Source organism: Stenotrophomonas sp. ISL-67 (genome assembly GCF_018612915.1).
Lineage (GTDB): Bacteria > Pseudomonadota > Gammaproteobacteria > Xanthomonadales > Xanthomonadaceae > Stenotrophomonas.
Genome location: NZ_JAGGRL010000004.1, coordinates 173627 through 192360, shown reverse-complemented (window position 1 = coordinate 192360; position 18734 = coordinate 173627). Strand labels below are relative to the sequence as shown.

General features: G+C 66.2%; 16 protein-coding genes. 8 read left to right on the top strand and 8 right to left on the bottom strand.

Translation table 11 applies throughout. The annotated features are described in order from the left end of the window. Positions 1 to 60: 60 nt before the first annotated feature. Positions 61 to 1068 carry a zinc-binding alcohol dehydrogenase family protein gene (locus tag J7J08_RS06745; protein ID WP_214902994.1) on the bottom strand — a complete coding sequence of 336 codons (1008 nt, stop codon included), beginning with the start codon at positions 1066 to 1068 and terminating at the stop codon, positions 61 to 63. A gap of 88 nt (positions 1069 to 1156) precedes the next feature. On the opposite strand from J7J08_RS06745, the gene J7J08_RS06740 reads away from it, so the two are divergent. From J7J08_RS06740 to J7J08_RS06725, 4 genes are all read left to right on the top strand, one after another. After that, entirely contained in the window at positions 1157 to 2080 is a 924-nt protein-coding gene (locus J7J08_RS06740; RefSeq protein WP_214902991.1) for a LysR family transcriptional regulator, read from the top strand. A 62-nt stretch (positions 2081 to 2142) separates the two neighbouring features. After that, positions 2143 to 2769 (top strand): leucine efflux protein LeuE, encoded by a 627-nt coding sequence (leuE, locus tag J7J08_RS06735; RefSeq protein ID WP_214902988.1) that lies wholly within the window; start codon positions 2143 to 2145, stop codon positions 2767 to 2769. Between the two features lie 162 nt (positions 2770 to 2931). After that, positions 2932 to 3315: a hypothetical protein gene (locus J7J08_RS06730; protein WP_214902986.1), complete on the top strand. Its 384-nt coding sequence runs from the start codon at positions 2932 to 2934 to the stop codon at positions 3313 to 3315. Positions 3316 to 3415: 100 nt separating this feature from the next. Then, on the top strand, positions 3416 to 4846 hold the full coding sequence (locus J7J08_RS06725) for an amino acid permease (RefSeq protein WP_214902984.1): 1431 nt from the start codon (positions 3416 to 3418) through the stop codon (positions 4844 to 4846). Positions 4847 to 4928: 82 nt separating this feature from the next. Here J7J08_RS06725 and J7J08_RS06720 read toward each other — a convergent pair whose 3' ends face one another. Together J7J08_RS06720 and J7J08_RS06715 are read right to left on the bottom strand one after the other, a co-directional pair. Beyond that, the gene (locus J7J08_RS06720) at positions 4929 to 6185 is read right to left on the bottom strand and encodes a dipeptidase (RefSeq protein ID WP_214902982.1); all 1257 of its coding nucleotides are present in this window, start codon (positions 6183 to 6185) and stop codon (positions 4929 to 4931) included. Positions 6186 to 6314: 129 nt separating this feature from the next. Beyond that, positions 6315 to 7484, bottom strand: a complete 1170-nt coding sequence (locus tag J7J08_RS06715) for a class I SAM-dependent rRNA methyltransferase (RefSeq protein WP_214902980.1) — start codon at positions 7482 to 7484, stop codon at positions 6315 to 6317. 338 nt (positions 7485 to 7822) lie between these two features. On the opposite strand from J7J08_RS06715, the gene J7J08_RS06710 reads away from it, so the two are divergent. Further along, entirely contained in the window at positions 7823 to 8779 is a 957-nt protein-coding gene (locus J7J08_RS06710; protein WP_214902978.1) for a TerC family protein, read from the top strand. A 100-nt stretch (positions 8780 to 8879) separates the two neighbouring features. Then, a complete protein-coding gene (locus J7J08_RS06705; RefSeq protein ID WP_214902976.1) occupies positions 8880 to 9650 on the top strand; it encodes a rhomboid family intramembrane serine protease in 771 nt (256 codons plus the stop codon). Between the two features lie 180 nt (positions 9651 to 9830). Here the strand turns inward: J7J08_RS06705 and J7J08_RS06700 are convergent, their stop codons facing one another. Beyond that, positions 9831 to 10877 carry a glycerophosphodiester phosphodiesterase gene (locus J7J08_RS06700; RefSeq protein WP_214903115.1) on the bottom strand — a complete coding sequence of 349 codons (1047 nt, stop codon included), beginning with the start codon at positions 10875 to 10877 and terminating at the stop codon, positions 9831 to 9833. A gap of 297 nt (positions 10878 to 11174) precedes the next feature. Between J7J08_RS06700 and J7J08_RS06695 the strand changes: the two genes are divergently transcribed. Continuing rightward, on the top strand, positions 11175 to 11321 hold the full coding sequence (locus tag J7J08_RS06695) for a helix-turn-helix domain-containing protein (RefSeq protein ID WP_214902973.1): 147 nt from the start codon (positions 11175 to 11177) through the stop codon (positions 11319 to 11321). 689 nt (positions 11322 to 12010) lie between these two features. Next, positions 12011 to 12349 (top strand): AzlD domain-containing protein, encoded by a 339-nt coding sequence (locus tag J7J08_RS13370; RefSeq protein ID WP_251006470.1) that lies wholly within the window; start codon positions 12011 to 12013, stop codon positions 12347 to 12349. Positions 12350 to 12359: 10 nt separating this feature from the next. Here J7J08_RS13370 and mnmE read toward each other — a convergent pair whose 3' ends face one another. From mnmE to rnpA, 4 genes are all read right to left on the bottom strand, one after another. Beyond that, on the bottom strand, positions 12360 to 13703 hold the full coding sequence (mnmE, locus tag J7J08_RS06685; protein ID WP_214902967.1) for a tRNA uridine-5-carboxymethylaminomethyl(34) synthesis GTPase MnmE: 1344 nt from the start codon (positions 13701 to 13703) through the stop codon (positions 12360 to 12362). Positions 13704 to 13706: 3 nt separating this feature from the next. Then, entirely contained in the window at positions 13707 to 16388 is a 2682-nt protein-coding gene (locus tag J7J08_RS06680; protein WP_214902964.1) for a polysaccharide deacetylase family protein, read from the bottom strand. Between the two features lie 153 nt (positions 16389 to 16541). Then, positions 16542 to 18242, bottom strand: coding sequence for a membrane protein insertase YidC (gene yidC, locus J7J08_RS06675; protein WP_214902961.1), 1701 nt, complete (start codon positions 18240 to 18242; stop codon positions 16542 to 16544). Next, positions 18242 to 18730, bottom strand: a complete 489-nt coding sequence (gene rnpA, locus J7J08_RS06670; RefSeq protein ID WP_214902958.1) for a ribonuclease P protein component — start codon at positions 18728 to 18730, stop codon at positions 18242 to 18244. The genes yidC and rnpA overlap by 1 nt, the downstream gene beginning before the upstream one ends. Between the last annotated feature and the right edge of the window lie 4 nt (positions 18731 to 18734).

Sequence of the window (18734 nt, the reverse complement as noted above, 5' to 3'; positions counted from 1 at the left end):
TCCGCTGCGCCTGCCCCTGTGCAGGCCGCTCCGGCACGTCCGGAGCGGCGACGCCCTGCTTCAGAATCCTTCCAGCACCACCTTGCCCATCGCGCGGTGGCTTTCGACGTGGGCATGCGCGCGGCGCAGGGTGGCCGCATCGATCCGGCCGAAATTCTCGCCGAGCGTGGTGCGCAGCACCCCGCCGTCGACCAGGTCGGCCACCCGGTTGAGCAGCACGTGCTGCTGTTGCAGGTCCGGGGTGGTGAAGCTGGAGCGGGTGAACATCGATTCCCAGTGCAGCGACAGGCTTTTGCGCTTGAGCGCCATCACATCGAGCTGGCCGGGGTCGTCGATCAGCGCCAGCTGCCCCTGCGGCGCCAGCGCGGTGACGATCTGCGCGTAATGCTGGTCGGTATGGGTGAGGCTGGCCACGTGGGTGACCGACTCGATGCCGATCCGCGCCAGGCCTTCGGTCAGCGGCTGGCTGTGATCGATCACGTGGTGGGCGCCCAGCGCGTACACCCAGTCCTGGGTATCCGGGCGCGAAGCGGTGCCGATCACCGTCAGCCGGGTCAGCCGGCGCGCCAGCTGTACCAGGATCGAGCCGACCCCGCCGGCCGCACCGATCACCAGCAGGGTCTGGCCTTCGCCACCGCCTTCGACGATGCGCAGGCGGTCGAACAGCAGCTCCCAGGCGGTGATCGCGGTCAGTGGCAGTGCTGCAGCGGCTGCATCGTCCAGGCTGGCCGGCTTACGGCCCACGATGCGCTCATCCACCAGCTGGTATTCGGCATTGCTGCCCGGCCGGTTGATGTCCCCGGCGTAGAAGACCGCATCGCCGGGCTGGAACAGGGTCACTTCGCTGCCCACCGCATCCACGGTGCCCACCGCGTCCCAGCCCAGCACGCGCGGTTCGGTCACCGGCGCACCCCGGCGCACCTTGGTGTCCACCGGGTTCACCGACACCGCGCGGACCTGCACGCGCAGGTCGCGCGGGCCGGGGCTCGGCACCGGCAGGGTGATGTCGACCAGGGCGGCCGGGTCGGTGATCGGCAGGCCGTGCTGGGTGTAGGCGATGGCTTTCATGAGGGAGATCCTTGGGTGAGGTGCTCAGGTTCGCCTGCCCTGCCTCCCTCGGAAAGGCGCAGAATGCAGCAGCACTTTCACTCCTGGAATGAAAATGGTCCGCTTCGAGGATCTGCAGCTGTTCGTCCGTACCGCCGCGCTGGGCAGCTTCTCCAGCGCAGCGCGCGAAGCCGACCTGCTGCCCGGCCAGGTGGCTGCGGCGGTCGCCCGGCTGGAGCGCGAACTGGACCTGCGCCTGTTCGTGCGCTCCACCCGCAGCCTGCGCCTCACTGCCGAAGGCGTGCTCTACCTGCCCTACGCCCAGGACCTGCTGGACACCCTGCAGGAGGGCCAGGCGCGGGTGCGCGGCGAGGATGCCGAACTGTGCGGCGTGCTGCAGGTGGCCGCGCCGTCTGACCTGGGCCGCAACGTGCTGCTGCCCTGGCTCACGGAGTTCCGAGCCGCGCACCCGAAGCTGCAGCTGCGCCTGCTGCTGTCCGATCAGGTGGCCGACGTGTTCCGCGATCCGGTGGATATCGCGTTCCGGCTCGGCCGCTTTGACACCGCCAGCTACGTGGCGCTGCCGCTGCTGCCCGACAACCGCCGCGTGCTGGTCGCCGCGCCGTCCTATCTGGAACGGCATGGCACCCCCGGCGCGCTGGAGGCACTGAAGGACCATCACTGCCTGGTCTACCAGCTCGCTGGGCGCCCTTACGACCGCTGGAGTTTCGAACAGGAGGAGCGGCGCGTGGTGGTGCCGGTGCGCGGGCAGCTGGTGTGCGACGACGCCGATGTGGTGCGGCGCTGGGCAGTGGCCGGCGAGGGCATCGTGTTCAAATCGTGGCTGGACGTGTGCGCCGACGTGCGTGCCGGGCGGCTGCGGGTGCTGATGGGGGGCATAGGCGACAGCCTGCCGTTGAACCTGGTGTGCGCACATCGCAAACAGTTTTCGCCGGCGATCCGCCAGCTGCATGCGCTGTGCGTGCAGCGCCTGCAGCCGTTGCTGGCCGATCTGCCCGGGCGTACGCCATAGCGCTGTTGGCGCGGGTCCGAGGGTAGCCGACAATAGCGTTCCCCCGTATTCGAGTCGCCGCCATGCCGTGGATGGGCATCCAGGACCTGTGGACCTTTGTCGTTGCCGTGCTGGTGTTCCTGGCACTGCCCGGCCCGGGGACCTTCACCCTGCTCACCGCCACCGGGCGCGGTGGCGTGCGCGGAGGCTACACCGCGTTGTTCGGGCTGCTGCTGGGCGACCAGATCCTGATGTGGCTGGCGGTGGCCGGCGTAGCCGCCCTGCTCAGGGCCAACCCGCTGGTGTTCCACGCCGTGCAGTATCTCGGCGCGGCGTATCTGGTGTGGGTGGGCATCGGCCTGTTGCGGCCGGCACCCCCGAGCGGTGAAACCGGTGGCATCCGCCTGCAGCCCGGCCATTACTTCCGCCAGGCCGTGCTGATCAGCCTGCTCAACCCCAAAGCGATCATCTTCTACATGGCGTTCCTGCCGTTGTTCATCGACCCGGCGCGGCACCAGGGCGTGGTGACGTTTGCGACCATGGCGACGCTGATCTTTGTGCTGAGCCTGGCGTATTGCTCGGTGCTGATCGGGGTGGGCAACCTGTTGCGGCGTCGGATCATCCAGCACCCGCGCGTGGGGGTTCTACTGAAACGCGTGGCAGGTGTTTTTCTGATCGGCTTTGGCGTACGCCTGGGGCTGAGTGGCTGAGCCCTTGCGCCGTGGGCGCTGCTGTTGCGGCGGCGGCCTCCGTGGATAGGCCGTCTCTTCGTTTGGTGGCTCAGCGATTGAAAGCGTGAAGTTCTCTTCGGCCGCTGCCAGGTGTCCAATCGCCCCATCGCGGGCCCGGCCCCGCGGCAAGGCGAGAATGCGATGGCAACGTCCGTTTACTTCGTACAACACCTGAGCGGCCACGATGAGCGGTTGCTGGTATTGAGCATCGACCGTGTCGACCTGGCACATGCAGCAGTGCAGCGCATCGTGGCGGGTCTGCAGCCACTGGATCGGATCGAACTCCGGGGCTGTCGCTTCGATTGCGCCGCCAGCCTGCTGTTGGGGCTGCGCCGACGCATCTGCGAGGCCGAGGCCGATGCGTGCGGCTGGCGGGTGTTCGATGAGCGTGGCGTCCTGCGCTGCAAGAAGCTTCCCGACGACGTCGGCGTGATCTATCCACAGGGTGCCGGCGATGTCGCGCGCTGGGGACCGTTGATTGCCGCGAGCCGGGTTGTGCCAAATTCGTCAAACCAGGCAATTTGAAATGATCGTCAAGGGATTCACGACGTCCGGCAGTAGTAATGCTGCGCCGCGTTCGGTCACACTCGGAAAATTGTCGATACCAGTCACTCTGTGAGGTCCCATGTCATCGCTGCTACGGCGCAAGCCGCTCGATTCCGTCACTGTCCATGAGGCCGGCAGAAGCCTGTTGCGCACCCTGAGTTGGCCGCACCTGATCGCCATGGGCATCGGCGCCATCGTCGGTACCGGCATCTACACCCTGATCGGCGTGGGCGCCAACCTGGCCGGCCCGGCGGTGCTGATCTCCTTCGCCATTGCCGGTGCGGTCTGCGCCTGCGCGGCGCTCTCCTACGCCGAGCTCTCCACCATGATGCCGGCCGCGGGCAGCGCGTACACCTACAGCTACACGGCCCTGGGCGAGATCTTCGCCTGGGTGGTGGGGTGGAGCCTGATCCTGGAGTACTCGCTGGTGGTCAGTACCGTGGCGGTGGGATGGTCCGGCTACTTCGTCGGCTTCCTGGAGTGGCTGCATGGCAACTTCGGCATCGACATCCGGCTGCCGCTGGCATTGTCTGCCGGGCCCCATGTGGAAGGCGGCGTGTTCAACCTTCCTGCCGTGGTCATCACCTGGGTGGTGGCAGGCGGCCTGATGCTGGGCACCAAGGAAAGTGCCACGCTCAACGCCATCCTGGTGGTGCTGAAGATCATCGCGCTGGGCGTATTCGTCGCCGTGGCGCTGCCCGCGTTCGATTCGGCGAACCTGCACCCGTTCATGCCGCACGGTTTCGCCAAGACGCTGGGGCCCGATGGCGTGGAGCGTGGCGTGATGGCGGCGGCCGCCATCATCTTCTTCGCCTTCTACGGCTTCGATGCCATCTCCACCGCTGCCGAAGAAACCAAGAATCCCGGCCGTGACCTGTCGATCGGCATCATCGGCTCGATGGTCGGCTGCACCATCATCTACATGCTGGTGGCGTTGGCCGCCATCGGTGCGATGAGCTACGCGGTGTTCGGCCACAGCGCCGAGCCGCTGGCCCTGATCATGCGCGAACTGGGCCAGCCCAAGGCGGCGGCGGTGATCGGCGTGGTGGCCATCATCGCCCTGCCCACGGTGCTGCTGGCCTTCCTGTTCGGCCAGAGCCGCGTGTTCTTCGTCATGGGCCGCGATGGCCTGCTGCCGCGCGGTCTGTCAGCGGTGAACAAACGCACCGGCACCCCGGTGGCCACTACGCTGTTCAGTGCCGCCGTGGTCTCGGCGCTGGCTGGGGTGGCGCGTCTGGACGAGATTGCCGCGCTGGCCAACGCCGGCACGCTGGCGGCCTTCACCGCCGTGGGCATCTGCCTGGTGGTGATGCGTCGTCGTGCACCGGATGCCAAGCGCACCTTCCGCACCCCCATCGCGTGGTTCATCGGCCCGGCCGCAGCGCTGGGCTGCATCTACCTGTTCATCAGCCTGCCGAGCAGCACCCAGCTGTACTTCCTGATCTGGAACGTGATCGGCCTGGCGGTGTATTTCCTCTACAGCCGCCGCAACGCGCTGATCGGCCGCTGAGGTGGCAGGGGTTACCGACCCACGGTCGGTAACCCCCTCGGTAGCGCCGGCCGTTGGCCGGCCTACGCGGTGCGTGTAACGTTCATGAGGGCCGGCCAACGGCCGGCGCTGCCACGGCATGATCCTGCGCCTGCTGCAGCACACGCAGCAGATTGCCCCCCCAGATCCCTGCGATCTGCTTCTCGGTGTAACCCTGGCGCAGCAGCCACGCGGTGATCTTCGGCAGGTCGCTCACGTCCTGCAGGTCAGCCAGGCCACCGCCGCCGTCCCAATCCAGGCCAATGCCCACGTGCTCGGGTCCGACCACGGCCAGGATGTGCTCGAAATGGGCAAAGAAGTCGTCCAGGGTCGCCTTGCGCAGCGGCAGGCGCTGATCGATCTCCGCCAAGCCCTCCTTCAACACCAGGCCCTGGGCCATGCTCAGGTCATCGTATCCGGCGCCGATCCGCTTCATCAGCGCCTCTTCGGCCTGCGTACGCGCCTCATTCTTGCCTGTGTCGATCAGGTAGCCGCCATAGGCGTTCACCTGGATCACGCCACCCGCCTTGGCCAACTGCTTCAGCCGCACATCGTCCAGGTTGCGCGGGTGGTTGTAGATCGCCTTGGCCGAGCTGTGCGACAGCACGAACGGCACCGGCATGCGCTGGATCAGGTCGTCGAACACCGCATCGGAGGCGTGCGACTGGTCGATCACGATGCCAAGCCGAACCGCCTCATCCACCAGCGCCTTGCCGGCAGGGCGGAGCCCCTTCCACTCGGGGCCCTTGCTGTCGGTGGCCGAATCGGCGAACTCGTTGTTGGCGAAGTGCACCGTGCTGAGCAGACGCAACCCGGCCTGGTGGTAGAAGCTGAGCAGCGTGGGGTCGTCGACCAGCGGGCTGGCGTTTTCCATGCTGATGTAGACCACGCGCTTGCCGGCGGCCTTGATCCGCGCCGCATCGGCGGCGGTCAATGCCAGCGCGAAGGTGTCCGGATGCGCGGCGAGCATCTCGCGGATTTCCATCAGGCGCAGCAGGCCGGCATCGCGGTCATGCTGGTGCGCAGCCGGGCTGCGGTCGCCCTGGTCGGTGTAGATGGCCCAGAAGCCGCCGTCGAGTGCACCTTCCTGCATGCGCGGCAGATCCACCTGCGACAGCGCGTTGTGGTCGTGACGCTGCTCGATGTTGAAGCCTTCGCGGTGGAAGTTGGCGGGCGTATCGAGGTGGCTGTCGAGCGTGAGCAGCTGCTTCTGCAGCGTGGCAGCGCGTGCCAGTTCCGGCGCGCTGAACTCGATGGCCTGGGCGGAAAGCGGCGCGGTGAGCGCCAGCGACACCAGCAGGGACAGAACACGCATGGTCATGGCGCCTCACCTTGAGTTGGAAGCGTCAGACCATAACGTATGGGTGTAGGGACACGCCATGCGTGTCCGGTTTTGGGCCGCGCCATTCCACGCCCACGGTAGTGCCGACCGTTGGTCGGCACGTTCGGGTCAATCCAACACGCGGCAGAACACGGCCTTGAGATAACGCGATTCCTGCACGTGGGCCATGAACGGGTGGTCCGGGCCAGCGCCGGACACCTTCAGGATCTGGATGGTGCGGCCGGAGTAGAACGCCGCGCGGCGCAGCATGTCCAGGAACTGGTCCTCGGCCACCAGGCCGGTGCACGAGAACGTGGCGAACAGCCCACCCGGCTTGACCACGCCCAAGGCCAGCTTGTTCATGTCCAGGTACTTCTTCAGCGCGGTGATCACCTGGTCGCGGTCGCGGGTCATCTTGGCCGGGTCCAGAATCACCACGTCGAACTGCTCCCCGCGGTTGGCCGCATCGCGCAGCCAGGGGAAGACGTCGGACTGGATGAACCTGGGGCGCACGTTGTTGAGGCGCGAGTTGCCCTTGGCGATCTCGATCACGTCTTCGTCGATGTCGATACCGACCACCTCCGACGCGCCGCGCACCGCGGCATACACCGCAAAGCCACCGGTGTTGCAGCACAGGTCGAGCACGCTCTTGCCTTCCACTTCCTGGCTCAGCCACTGGCGGTTTTCGCGCTGGTCGGCGAAGAAGCCGGTCTTGTGCGCGCCGGCCGGGTCGGCGCGGAACTTCACGCCGTACTCGGTGATGACCGAGGCTTCGGTGGTGGTGTTGCCGTGGAAGTCGAAGCTCTCCTGCTTCTGCACGTGCTCGTCGGCGAAGCTGTGGAAACGGCACCCCGGGAACTGCTCGCGCAGCGCCTCGTAGACCCACTCGCGGTGGCGGAACATGCCGGCGGCGAAGAACTCCACCACCACCAGGTCGCCGTAGCGGTCCACCACCAGGCCGGACAGGCCATCGCCTTCGCTGTGCACCACGCGCCAGGCATCGGAAATCGCGTCCAGCTTCAGGACGTCACGGCGCAGCGACACCGCCTGCGCGATCTTCCGCGAGAACCAGCCGGCATCGACGGGGACGCGCTGGTCGGTTTCGAGGATACGCACGGCGATGCGCGAATGACCGTTGTAGAAGCCACGCCCGATCCACTCCCCGTCCACGCCGACCACATCGACGATGGCACCGGGCTTGGGCCGCGCAGCGGGCTTTTCGACCAGTTTCTGGAAGATCCAAGGGTGGCTGGAGCGCCAGGCGTTCTTGAGGCGGACTACGGGGGCAGGGGTATTCATGTACGCATTGTATGACGCCCACACCCAGCCCCCCAACGCCTGCGGCGTGACCCCGTGACTCAGGGGACTCCCGCTCCGTTCAGCCATGCAGATCAAAGGAGGATTTGACGCCACCCCGTTCAGCCCGCAGAATCGGCGCCAGAAGGGGAGTAGCTCCCAGACGTTGTCGCCGTCAATTCGAGCCCGCAGGCTCCGGTGCAACGGCAGTCCCACCCGGTGGGACTGCGAGCGAGACCTTCGCCGTATGGCGAAGCTCTGTCCCCGGATCCCCTCTGGTCCTCCGTTGCAGATCCTCGCCGTCCGGCTTGAGGCATTTCATTCATTCAACGGAAAAACCCATGCAGACGATCGGTAATTTATGGTTGTGGGGCGGCTTCGGCGCGGTGGTGATCATCGCGCTGCTGGTCGACCTGGTATTGATGCGCCACGGCGGTCCACACAAGGTGACCTTCAAGGAGGCCCTGTGGTGGTCGATCGGTTGGGTCGCACTGGCGCTGGCCTTCAACGGTGGCCTCTGGTACTACCTGAACGAGACCGCCGGCCAGGTGGTGGCCAACAAGGTCGGCCTGGAGTTCCTGACCGGTTACCTGGTCGAAAAGGCCCTGGCGGTGGACAACATCTTCGTGTTCCTGATGGTCATGGGCTACTTCGCGGTGCCTGAGGAACAGCGTCAGAAGGTACTCATCATCGGCATCCTGGGCGCGATCGTGCTGCGTACGATCATGATCTTTGCTGGCAGCGTGCTGCTGACCAAGTTCCATTGGCTGCTCTACGTGTTCGGCGCCTTCCTGCTCTTCACCGGCTGGAAGATGTGGTTCTCCGCCGGCCAGGAGCCGGACCTGGAGGCCAACCCCGCCCTGCGCTGGATGCGCAGGCACCTGCGCCTGCTGCCCGATTACGCCGGCAATGCCCTGAGCGTCATGCGCGACGGCAAGCGCTGGTACACCCCATTGTTCGTGGTGCTGATCCTGATCGCGGTCACCGACGTGATCTTCGCCGTGGACAGCATCCCGGCCATCTTCGCCATCACCACCGACCCGTTCATCGTGCTCACCTCCAACGTGTTCGCGGTGCTCGGCCTGCGCGCCATGTTCTTCCTGCTGACCGGCATGGCCGATCGCTTCCACCTGCTGCCGTATGGCCTGGCCCTGGTGCTGGCCTTCATCGGCGCCAAGATGATGCTGATCGACATCTTCAAGATCCCCACCCCGATTTCGCTGGGCGTGGTTGCACTGATCATTGCCGCCACCGTGGTGCTGAGCCTGAAGAACCCGCCGAAGATCGGCGACGCGTAACCGTGTGTTCGCCGCCGGCGGGATTGTCCCGTCGGTGGCACTTCTCTCTCCCGCTGCGTTGCCCTTGTGTTCAGGCGGATGCGGCGCAATTCCTATGGGTATGAACGCCAACCTGCCCCTGCCTGCCGGCGAGCCGCCGGTCACTCCCCGTAACGACCGCGGCCGCGTGGTGCGGGCGTTCAACCTGAGCCTGGCCTTCGTGCTGGTGCTGGTGGCGGTGTTCACCGCGCAGGGCCACTTCGACTGGCGTCCCTGGGCCGTAGCCCCGCTGGATAGCGCGGGCCTGCTGGGCATCCTGGGTGCTCCGCTGCTGCATGGTTCGGTCCAGCATCTGGCGGCCAATAGCTTCGCTCTATTAATTCTTGGCACTTTGGCTGGCAGCGTCTATCCCAAGGCCACCCTGCGCGCGTTCCCGCTGCTGTGGATCGGTTCCGGGCTCGGCGCCTGGCTGCTGGGCGACATCGGCAGCCGCCACCTGGGTGCCAGCGGCATTACCCACGGCCTGATGTTCCTGGTGTTCGTGCTTGGCCTGCTGCGTCGCGACCGCCCGGCCATTGCCGCCGGCCTGATCGCCTTCCTGTTCTACGGCAGCATGCTGATCACCATCCTCCCACACGAGCCAGGCGTGTCCTGGCAGTCGCATATGGGCGGTGCGTTCGCCGGCATCATCAGCGCACTGCTGTTCCGCCTGTCCGATCCGATGACCCCGCGCAAGCGGTACAGCTGGGAGGAGGAAGACGAGGACGAGCTGGACGCACCGCGCGACAGCGATCTGGAACCACCCTCCCCGCACCGGGTGCCGGTGTTGTGGCAGCCGCGCGAAGGACGCGATTTCGTCGTATTGCCGTTCCGCCGGCCTGATGAACGTTGACATACCCTCTGGGCCGGCCAACGGCCCGCGCTACCGTGGTTCAGTCTTCCCGTGGAAGGGCCGCGCACGCGTTGTCCGCGCGTAGCGACACGCCACGCGTGTCCCACGTAAACCCAGCCACCGCAAAAAACGTAACCGCCACGTCAGCCCCGTAGCGCCGGCCGTTGGCCGGCCCACGCATCACCGTGCCGCGTTCGACTCCCCATCCACCGCGCGCCGGCCCAATGCCGGGTCATCGGTGAAGAACGCATCGATACCGGTCGCCAGGTAGGCGCGCATTTCCGCTACCGACCCCTCGGGATTGCGTGCATGGGGCTCGCCCTGGCGGAATTCGGCGGCCATGAAGGAGTTTTCCGGCCGGAACGTATACGGCACCACCAGCAACCCCGCCGCATGCGCGTCGCGCACCAAGGTGGTCGGCGTACCCAGCCTGCCAGTGGCGTCCAGCGGAATGACCAGGCGCAGGCTCGGCCCGATCCCATCGGCATAGCCGGCAACCTGCTCCAGGCCGGCCGAGGTGATCATGTCCGCGTACTGCTGGGTGCCCTTGGCGGCCAACACGTCGCCCGGCTGCTGCTTGGGGTCGCCCAGCAGCTGCAGCAGGCGGATGTTGCTGTCGCGGCCGAGCTTGCTGCGCAGGTAACGCAGGTTGCCCACTTCGAACGACTGGATCGTTACCGGCGCCACGCGGGTGTACGGGTTGGCCTGCAGGGTCTTCACCAGCTGGTCCTCCATCGGCAGGCCGATGCCCTTGAAGTAGGTGCCGTGCTTGATCTCCGGCACCAGCCCGATCCCGCGCCCGGCACGGCCGGCCTGCTGCACCAGGAAAGTGACGATCTCGTCCAGCGTGGCGATGCGGAACTGGCCGTCAAAGGCGGTGCTGCGCAGCTGCGGCAAGCGCTCACGGGCATACAGCGTCTTCAGCTCGGCCAGGGTGAAGTCTTCGGTGAACCAGCCTTCGATGCGCTCGCCGTCGATGGTCTTGGTGGTCTTTCGGCTGGCGAACTCGGGGCGGGTGACCACGTCGGTGGTGCCGCTGATCTCGTTCTCGTGCCGCGACACCAGCACCCCGTCCCTGGTCATCACCAGGTCCGGCTCGATGTAGTCAGCGCCATCGGCAATGGCCTGCGCATACGCGGCCAGGGTGTGCTCGGGCAGCAGCGCGCTGGCGCCGCGGTGGCCATAGACCGCCGCCTTGGACGCGGGAGGGGAAGATTCAGCGCTCATGGCCACCGATGGTGCCACGGCCAGCGAGAACAGCAACGCACAACCCCACAACGACTTCGACACTGCAGACCCCTGTTGGTACGGCGGCCCGCGCCGACGCGGCGGGGGCGTGGAATAGATGGGCTACATCCTGCCACTGCGTTGTTACAACGGGAAGAAGAGGGCATATCCGCCAGCTTCGGCAGAAACCGGGTCAAGGACGTCCGCGTGGGTGCCGACTTTGAGCGCTGGTTCTCAGACCCCCATGTACCGCGTTCCGTACATTTTGTGGAACGCATCTTTCAGGAGTGTTTGTACATGGAATTGACCAAGCCCCTTTCCCGCAACCTCAGCCGCCTTCGAGAGGAGCGCGGCCTGACGATTTCAGGACTGTCGGAGCGCTGTGGAATTGCCAGATCAGCACTTGTTTCTCTCGAAGCAAGCGCGTCTCATGAAGCGTCCTGACTTCGATGCCTTGTCAGCGGGCCTGGGGAACAGCCTTTCGGTGGGTGTCGGCTATCTCCCAATCGCTTTTTCATTCGGCGTAGCCGCCGTCTAGGCTGGCTTGTCGCCAGCCGTGGCCATGCTCGTGTCGCTGGTCGTCTACGCAGGCGCGAGCCAGTTCCTTTTGATCTCGCTGCTGACCTCGGGCGCGGGCCTCGTGACAGCCGTTCCCGCCGTCCTGCTGATGAATGCCCGCCATGCGCTGTACGGGCCTGCGCTGGTCGCCCGAGGGTCGCAGCGAAGTTCGAGGCTTTCTTCGCCTTGGCTTGCATTCGGTTTGACGGATGAGGTCTTCGCGACAGCATTGAGCAGGATCTCGAGTATTCCTCCGCAACATCGGGACCATTGGCTGTTGGGTCTCCAGGTCGGTGCCTACGTCGCCTGGGTCGCGGGTACTGCCATAGGCGTTGTGTTCGTGCGTGACGTCGAGAACTGGCCGGCTGCGGTGCGAGAGGGACTGGCATTCGTTCTGCCGGCATTGTTCTTCTCACTGCTATTGGACACGGGACTTCGCCGCTGGCGTTTTTGCCGGTCGTCGTGGCTGCGGGAGTTTCAGCGTTGCTTGGTGTGTTCATGGCAAGCCACCACGCGCTGGCATTGGGCGTGCTGGCGGGCGCACTTTCACACGCTCTGTTCTCGCGTCTTCCCCGATGAGCGAGATGCTTTGGATCATTCTGGTTTGCGCTACCGGCACCTTCCTGCTTCGTTGGGTGCCGCTGTGGCACGCTCGGCGCCACAGGCAGAAGCGTATTGCCGGCTCGACGGCCCAACGATGGCTGGAGGGTGTAGGCCCGTCAGCTATCTCCGCACTGTTCGTCGTCTCCGCCTGGGGACTGCTGCCTACCGATGAGCGGGCAGGCAGAATCGTCATGGTGGTGCTGGCGCTGGCATGCGTCGCGTTGCTGCGGTTGTTGCGCCGCGGAAGTGTTGCATTGCCAACGCTGGCTGGGTCCGTGGCGTACGGGGTGCTCTCCCACTTCCAAGGGTGACTTGAACAGGCTACTTCCCGATACAGAAACTTGAAAATATCCGCCCCAGCAGATCATCCGCGCTCATCCGCCCGGTGATCTCGCCCAGCGCCTCATGGGCCAAGCGCAGCTCTTCGGCGGCCAGCTCCAGGTGCTCATGCACCAGCTGGGCTTCGGCGCGCTCGGCGTGGCCGATGGCCAGGGTGATGGCTTCCACATGGCGGGCACGGGCGGAGAATTCGCCTTCCACGCTGTCGCCGGTGCTGCCGCTGGCCAGTTCACGCAGTCGCGCGTGCAGCCGGTCCAGGCCCTGGCCGGTGGCAGCCGAGACGTGCACTACGTTGGCGTCGATATCGGCCGGCAGGGCCTCGAGCAGGTCGCTCTTGTTGTGGATCCACAGCTGCAGCGGCACCTCGGCTATCGCGTCGGCTACCGCTGCGTAGCCGGCCTGCGGGTCGCGGGCGTCCAGCACGATGATGGCCAGGTCGGTGCGCTGCATTTCGGCCCGCGCACGCCGCATGCCTTCGCGTTCGATCGCGTCGCCGCCCTCGCGCAGGCCGGCTGTGTCGACCAGGGTCAGTTCCAGCCCGTCGATACGGATGGTCTCGCGCAGGGTGTCGCGGGTGGTGCCGGCGATGTCGGTGACGATCGCGCGTTCGCTGCCGGCCAGCGCATTGAGCAGTGAGCTTTTACCGGCGTTCGGCGGGCCGACCAGTACCGCGTGCAGGTCGTCGCGCAGGCGGCGGCCGCGTTCGGCGTCGTCGCGCAGCGTTGCCAGCCCGCGCAGCACTTCACCCAGGCCCAGCCGCACCTGATCGCCGCCCAGCGTATCCAGCGGTTCGTCGGCGAAGTCGATGGCGGCCTCCACGTGGATGCGCAGCCGCACCAGCTGTTCGCCGGTATCGTCCACGCGGCGCGAGAACACGCCATCCAGCGAACGCCGCGCCGCGCGCGCGGCGCGGGTATCGCTGGCCGCGATCAGGTCGGCGATGGCCTCCGCCTGGGCCAGGTCGAGCTTGCCGTTGAGGAAGGCGCGTTCGCTGAACTCACCGGGCCGCGCCTGTCGCGCACCCAGCGCGATGCAGCGGCCGACCAACTGCTGCAGCACTACCGGGCTGCCATGGCCCTGCAGTTCCACCACCTCTTCGCCGGTGAAGCTGCGCGGGCCGGGAAAGTACAGGGCAATGCCGTCATCCAGCACCTCGCCAGCGGCATCGCGGAAGCGTGCGTAGTGCGCATGCCGTGGCTGCAGTGGCGGGCACCCCAGTGCAACCGCAATGGGCAGCGCCTGCGGGCCGGACACCCGCAGCATGCCCACGCCACCGGCACCCGGTGCGGTGGCGATGGCAACGATGGTGTCAGTGGATGCGTTCATGACTCAGAGCTTCTCCAGCTGCGCGCGGGCCTGGGCAGCGCCGCTGCCCTGCGGCTGCAATGCCAGATAGGTGGTGTAAGCCTGCCTGGCCTTGGCCTTGTCGCCGGCGTGGAAGTACGCGTCGCCCAGGTTGAGGTGCGCCACCGCCCGCGACGGGTCGATCTTCAACGTGTTCTCCAGCCAGCGCGCCGCTTCAGCGTAGCGCTGCTGGCGGTAGTAGACGAAGCCAAGATTGTTGGCGGCTTGGGCGAAATCCGGGCGCAGCTTGAGTGCCTCGGTGAACTGGGCCACGGCATCGTCATAACGCTTTTCGCGGTACAGCAGCAGGCCGCGCTCATTGGCCTGCTGCGCGCGTTGGCGGTCGGAGGCCGGTACGGCCGCCGGCACCACCAGCGTGCTCCTGCCACCCTGCAGGTCGGCCACGGTAACGGCCGGGGCCTCACCGTGCGGCTTGGCGTCCTGTGCGGCATCGACGCGGCTGTTGAGCGCGATCGCATCGGCCGAAAGCTGGTGCGTATCGGCATTGAGGTATTCCTGGCTGTCGGGCACCTGGAACACGAACTCGCCCCCCTGTGAGCCCGGCAGGCTGCCGAACGCCGGGGTCTGCCGCGACACCGCCGAGACGGCAGGCGCGACATAGGCAGCCAGTTCGGTACCGGTGATCAGGCCATCGCCATTGAGGTCGCCTTTGCCGGCCAGCGCCTGCAGCAGCACCCAGGTGAACACCGAATGCCCGTTCGGGCCGCTGTCGGCCACTTGCTGGTCGCTGCCGCCGGCGGTGAGCATCTGGCGCGCGCTGCGCTTGGCGTTCTCGCGCAGGAAAGCCGACGAGGACGGCCCGCCGCGGGTCAAGCCAAGACCGCTGTAGCAGGCGTCCATGACGAACATCACGTGCTTGGCCTGCATGCTTTCGGCGATGTTCTGGATGTCGGTCATTGCAATGGCATCGGTGGCGAACTCGTTCGGGTCCGAATCCACCGGGATGATGTAGCCCAGGTCGCGTCCCGACGCCAACCGGCGCGTGGCGCCATGGCCGGCGAAGAATACGAACACCCGGTCGTTGCGGCCGGTGCGCTCATCGGCCAGGCGGTCGTGGAACGCGGCCAGGATGTTGTTGCGGGTCGCCTGCTTGTCCTTGAGCACGATCACCTGCGAGGACGGGAACCTGAACTGCCCGGTGAGCGTATCGGCAATAGCCTGTGCATCGTGGCTGGCGTATTCCAGCCGCGGCCACTTGGCGTACTCGTCGATGCCGATCACGATCGCCCACGACTTCTCATAACCGGTGGTGACCGTGGCTTCGCTGGCAGCGGCGCTGCGCGGGCGGCTTACGGTGAATTCGCGGCCATTCCAGCCGGCGAACTGGTAGCCGTCGGCAATCAGCCGGTCCAGGATCTGCGGCAGCGCCTTCACCGCACGGTCGTGAATGTCATGGAACAGGATGATGCCGCGCTGCTCTTTCTGCACCTGGCCCAGCACACGCTGCACGATCGATTCGGGTACCGGGTCGGCCCAGTCCATCGAATCGATGTTCCACATGATCGACTTCAGGCCCGCTTCGGTGAGCAGCTGCAGGCCTTCGGCGTTGCGCGCGCCATAGGGGAAGCGGAACAGCGGGGCGCGGCGCTTGTCCACGTCCTTGAGCAGGGTGTCGGTGGCCAGCACCTGCTCGCGCAACGCATCGCCGGTGGTACGCGAGAGCTGCGCGTGGGTCAGGCTGTGGTTACCCACCGCATAGCCCTGCTCCATCAGGTTGCGGCTGATGCTGGCCATGGGGCCCAGCGTGACGCCGCCATCGGCATGCACCTGGCCCAGGTTGCGGCCCACTTCGAAGAACACGCCCGGCACGTCATAATGCTTGAGGATCGCGACCACTTCATCGGTGTAGGCCTTGTGCGGGCCGTCGTCGAAGGTCAGCACCACGGTCTTGGGTGGCAGGTCACGACCGAAGATCTCGCGGTCGCTGTCCTTCATCGACATCGGGTACGGCTCGATCACGCCGTAGTCGCGCAGGATCGCTTCGCGGCTGTACTGTTTGTGCAGGTGTGCGATGTAGTCGTCCCATTTCTCGCGCTTGAGGGTGATCGCACGGGTGCGGTCGAAGCGGCTGAAGATGTTGGTGATTTCCTGGTTGTAGTTGCGCTCGATCTCATCGAGCGCGTCCAGGTCTTCGCCTATGCGCTGGTGCAGCTTTACCGCCGGCAGCGAGGAGTCCGCGCCGACGCGCTCATGCAGGTCGCGCAGGATCTCGCGGAACGCCAGGCGGTCGGCGTCGTACAGCTCGGGTGCCGATTCGATGTAATCCAGCACCGTGCCCAGCGTGCTGAAGCGTTGTGGGCTGGTCCCGCGCAGGAGCGTGTCGAACTGCGCGGCGATGGCCTGGCGTTGTTCCAGCCCGTCGTGGAACAACTGCTGGCCGATGCGGCTGGAAGTATCGCGGTCGCGCGCCGACTGCTGCGCCTCATCGGCGAGCAACACGATGATGCGGCGGTGGCCATCGAGCTGTTTCTGCAGGGCGGCCAGCAACGGCGCGGTGGCCGGGTCTGCGGATGCGGCGGCTTCGGTACTGGCCTGGGTCTGCGTGGGCGTCGTGGCTGCGGCGGGGTCGTTGCTGCCGCAGCTGGCGATGGCCAGGGTCAGCAGCAGGGTGGACGACAGGCGGAACAACGACGACGCACAGGACATGGCGAACCCGGTGGGGTGAGGCGTGGGAGGGATGACGCGGGGTTGATTGTATCGCTGGCAAAGAAAAACCCGCCGGGCGGCGGGTTTTTCTATTTTTTGCAGGCCAGACGACCAAACGGTCGTCTGCTACCGGGTTGTACCGGGTGGTCGTCGTTATTTTTTCTTGACCGGGGCGGTGGTGGCCGGGACCGGGTCGCCGCCGTGGCGCTTGGTCATCCACCACTGCTGCAGCAGGCCCAGGCCGCCGTTGACCACCCAGTACAGGACCAGGCCGGACGGCATGAAGGCCATCATGACGCCGAAGATCAGCGGCATCATCTGCATCATCTTGGCCTGCATCGGGTCCATGCCCGGTGCCGGGGTCAGCTTCTGCGTGGCCCACATCACCGCCACGTTGATCACCGGCAGGATGAAGTACGGGTCGCGTGCGGTCAGGTCCTGGATCCAGCCCAGCCACGGGGCCTGGCGCAGTTCCACCGATTCCACCAGCACCCAGTAAAGGGCGAAGAAGATCGGCATCTGGATGAGGATCGGCAGGCAGCCGCCCATCGGATTGATCTTTTCCTTCTTGTACAGCTCCATCATCGCGGTCTGGAACTTCTGGCGGTCATCGCCATAGCGCTCCTTGAGCTGCGCGATGCGCGGCTGGAAGCGACGCATCTTCGCGCCGCTCTTGTACTGCACCGCCGACAGCGGGTAGAGCACCAGCTTCAGCAGCACCACCAGGCCCACGATGGCCCAGCCCCAGTTGTTGACGACCTTGTGGACCTGGTTCAACACCCAGAACAGACCCTGGCCGATGACGGCCATGATCGAGAAGCGGCTGTAATCGACGACGCGATCGAGGCCTGGCACATCTTCCTTGGCGATCTGGTTGACCAGCTTCGGACCCACCCACAGGCGCGCTTCGCTGCTCACCTGCTGGCCCGGAGCCACGGTGAACGCCGGGCCGGTGGCCTGGATCTGGTCGCGGCCGTCATGCTGGCTCAGCTGGTAGTTCGCGGCCTGGTCCTTCTGCGGCACCCAGGCGGTGAAGAAGTGGTGCTGCAGCATCGCCACCCAACCACCGGTGACCTGCTGGTTGAGCGGACCATCGTCCAGGTAATCCTTGAACGCGCGGCGCTGGTACTTGCCGTCCTTGTCGAACCAGGTCGCGCCGTTGAAGCTGAACGAGTCCGGGTTGGTCATGCTGCGCGACAGGATGGTCGGCGTGCGGTCCAGGATGCGGTACACATAGCCGCTCCACGGGGTGGTGCCGGCGTTGATCACTTCATCCTTGACCTTGACCGCGTATTCATTGCGGTTGACGGTGAAGGTACGACGGATGCTCACGCCGTTCGGGCCATTCCACACAAATGGGATCTGCAGTTCGTCCTGACCCTTGGCCAGCACGAAGTCCTTGGCATCGCCCACCAGCGCAAAGCCATTGGCTTCCGGCACCGGCATGCTCTTGTCCTGGCTGGTCCAGCCGGTCACCGCGCGGTACGGGTGGGCCGGGTCTTCGGTCAGCAGGCGCACCGGCGGGCTGCCGTCGTCCTTGGTCTGCGGGAACTGCAGCAGCTCCGCATCCAGCACGGTGCCGCCATCAAGCACCAGGCGCAGCACATCGGTGGTCACGGTCACGCGCGGGGCACCGGCCTGGGCCTGTGCGGTGGGCTGGGCCGGGGCACTGCCCGGGGCCTGCGGCACGTTGGCACCGGGCACGGAGCCCGTTGCGCCCGGCACCGGCGCCTGGGTCTGGGCGGCCACCGGTGCGCTCGGCGCCGGCTGGGCCTTGTCGCTACCCCACTGCATCCACAGCAGGATGGCCACCATCAGCCAGGCAACAATCAGGAAAACGCGGGTCTGGTTCATCAGCGTGCAGGCTCGACGGGGCCGGCAGCAGGTGCCGGCTCGGACTGGGAAAGGGGTGCAACCCCGGGCGGCGGCATTGTGCCGTCCGCGCCCGGCATGGGCAATGCGCCCAGCCGGCGCAACAGGCGCTCAAAGGCCTGGCGGATCTCGGAATTGCTTGCGGTACGGGCGGAACTGCGGGCTACGACGACATAATCACCGGCAGTCATCCACGGCCGTAGGTGGCGTGTGGCATCGCGCAGCACACGCTTGATACGGTTGCGACCCACGGCTCGGGGATCGACTTTGCGCGAAACGGCAAGACCCAGCCTGGCCGGCGTGTCGCTCTTCAGCCAGTGCAAGGTCATCAGCGGTTCGGACACACGGCGGGCGCCGTTGAAGACCGTTGTATATTCGGCACGCGTACGAACCCGCGCAGAGCGAGGAAATCGCTTGCGCGGGTCGGAACTGCTCACAGTCAGGATTGCGTCTGCCGCAGGAAGCGGCATTGCA

Bases quoted from the DNA above. Each gene is read 5' to 3' on its own strand.
- J7J08_RS06725 (WP_214902984.1), top strand. From the start codon at position 3,416: ATGTCATCGCTGCTACGGCGCAAGCCGCTCGATTCCGTCACTGTCCAT.
- J7J08_RS06700 (WP_214903115.1), bottom strand. From the start codon at position 10,877: ATGAGCGCTGAATCTTCCCCTCCCGCGTCCAAGGCGGCGGTCTATGGC.
- leuE (WP_214902988.1), top strand. From the start codon at position 2,143: ATGCCGTGGATGGGCATCCAGGACCTGTGGACCTTTGTCGTTGCCGTG.
- yidC (WP_214902961.1), bottom strand. From the start codon at position 18,242: ATGAACCAGACCCGCGTTTTCCTGATTGTTGCCTGGCTGATGGTGGCC.
- J7J08_RS06705 (WP_214902976.1), top strand. From the start codon at position 8,880: ATGAACGCCAACCTGCCCCTGCCTGCCGGCGAGCCGCCGGTCACTCCC.
- J7J08_RS06730 (WP_214902986.1), top strand. From the start codon at position 2,932: ATGGCAACGTCCGTTTACTTCGTACAACACCTGAGCGGCCACGATGAG.
- J7J08_RS06745 (WP_214902994.1), bottom strand. From the start codon at position 1,068: ATGAAAGCCATCGCCTACACCCAGCACGGCCTGCCGATCACCGACCCG.
- J7J08_RS06695 (WP_214902973.1), top strand. From the start codon at position 11,175: ATGGAATTGACCAAGCCCCTTTCCCGCAACCTCAGCCGCCTTCGAGAG.
- mnmE (WP_214902967.1), bottom strand. From the start codon at position 13,703: ATGAACGCATCCACTGACACCATCGTTGCCATCGCCACCGCACCGGGT.
- J7J08_RS13370 (WP_251006470.1), top strand. From the start codon at position 12,011: ATGAGCGAGATGCTTTGGATCATTCTGGTTTGCGCTACCGGCACCTTC.
- J7J08_RS06720 (WP_214902982.1), bottom strand. From the start codon at position 6,185: ATGACCATGCGTGTTCTGTCCCTGCTGGTGTCGCTGGCGCTCACCGCG.
- J7J08_RS06715 (WP_214902980.1), bottom strand. From the start codon at position 7,484: ATGAATACCCCTGCCCCCGTAGTCCGCCTCAAGAACGCCTGGCGCTCC.
- J7J08_RS06680 (WP_214902964.1), bottom strand. From the start codon at position 16,388: ATGTCCTGTGCGTCGTCGTTGTTCCGCCTGTCGTCCACCCTGCTGCTG.
- J7J08_RS06710 (WP_214902978.1), top strand. From the start codon at position 7,823: ATGCAGACGATCGGTAATTTATGGTTGTGGGGCGGCTTCGGCGCGGTG.
- rnpA (WP_214902958.1), bottom strand. From the start codon at position 18,730: ATGCCGCTTCCTGCGGCAGACGCAATCCTGACTGTGAGCAGTTCCGAC.
- J7J08_RS06740 (WP_214902991.1), top strand. From the start codon at position 1,157: ATGAAAATGGTCCGCTTCGAGGATCTGCAGCTGTTCGTCCGTACCGCC.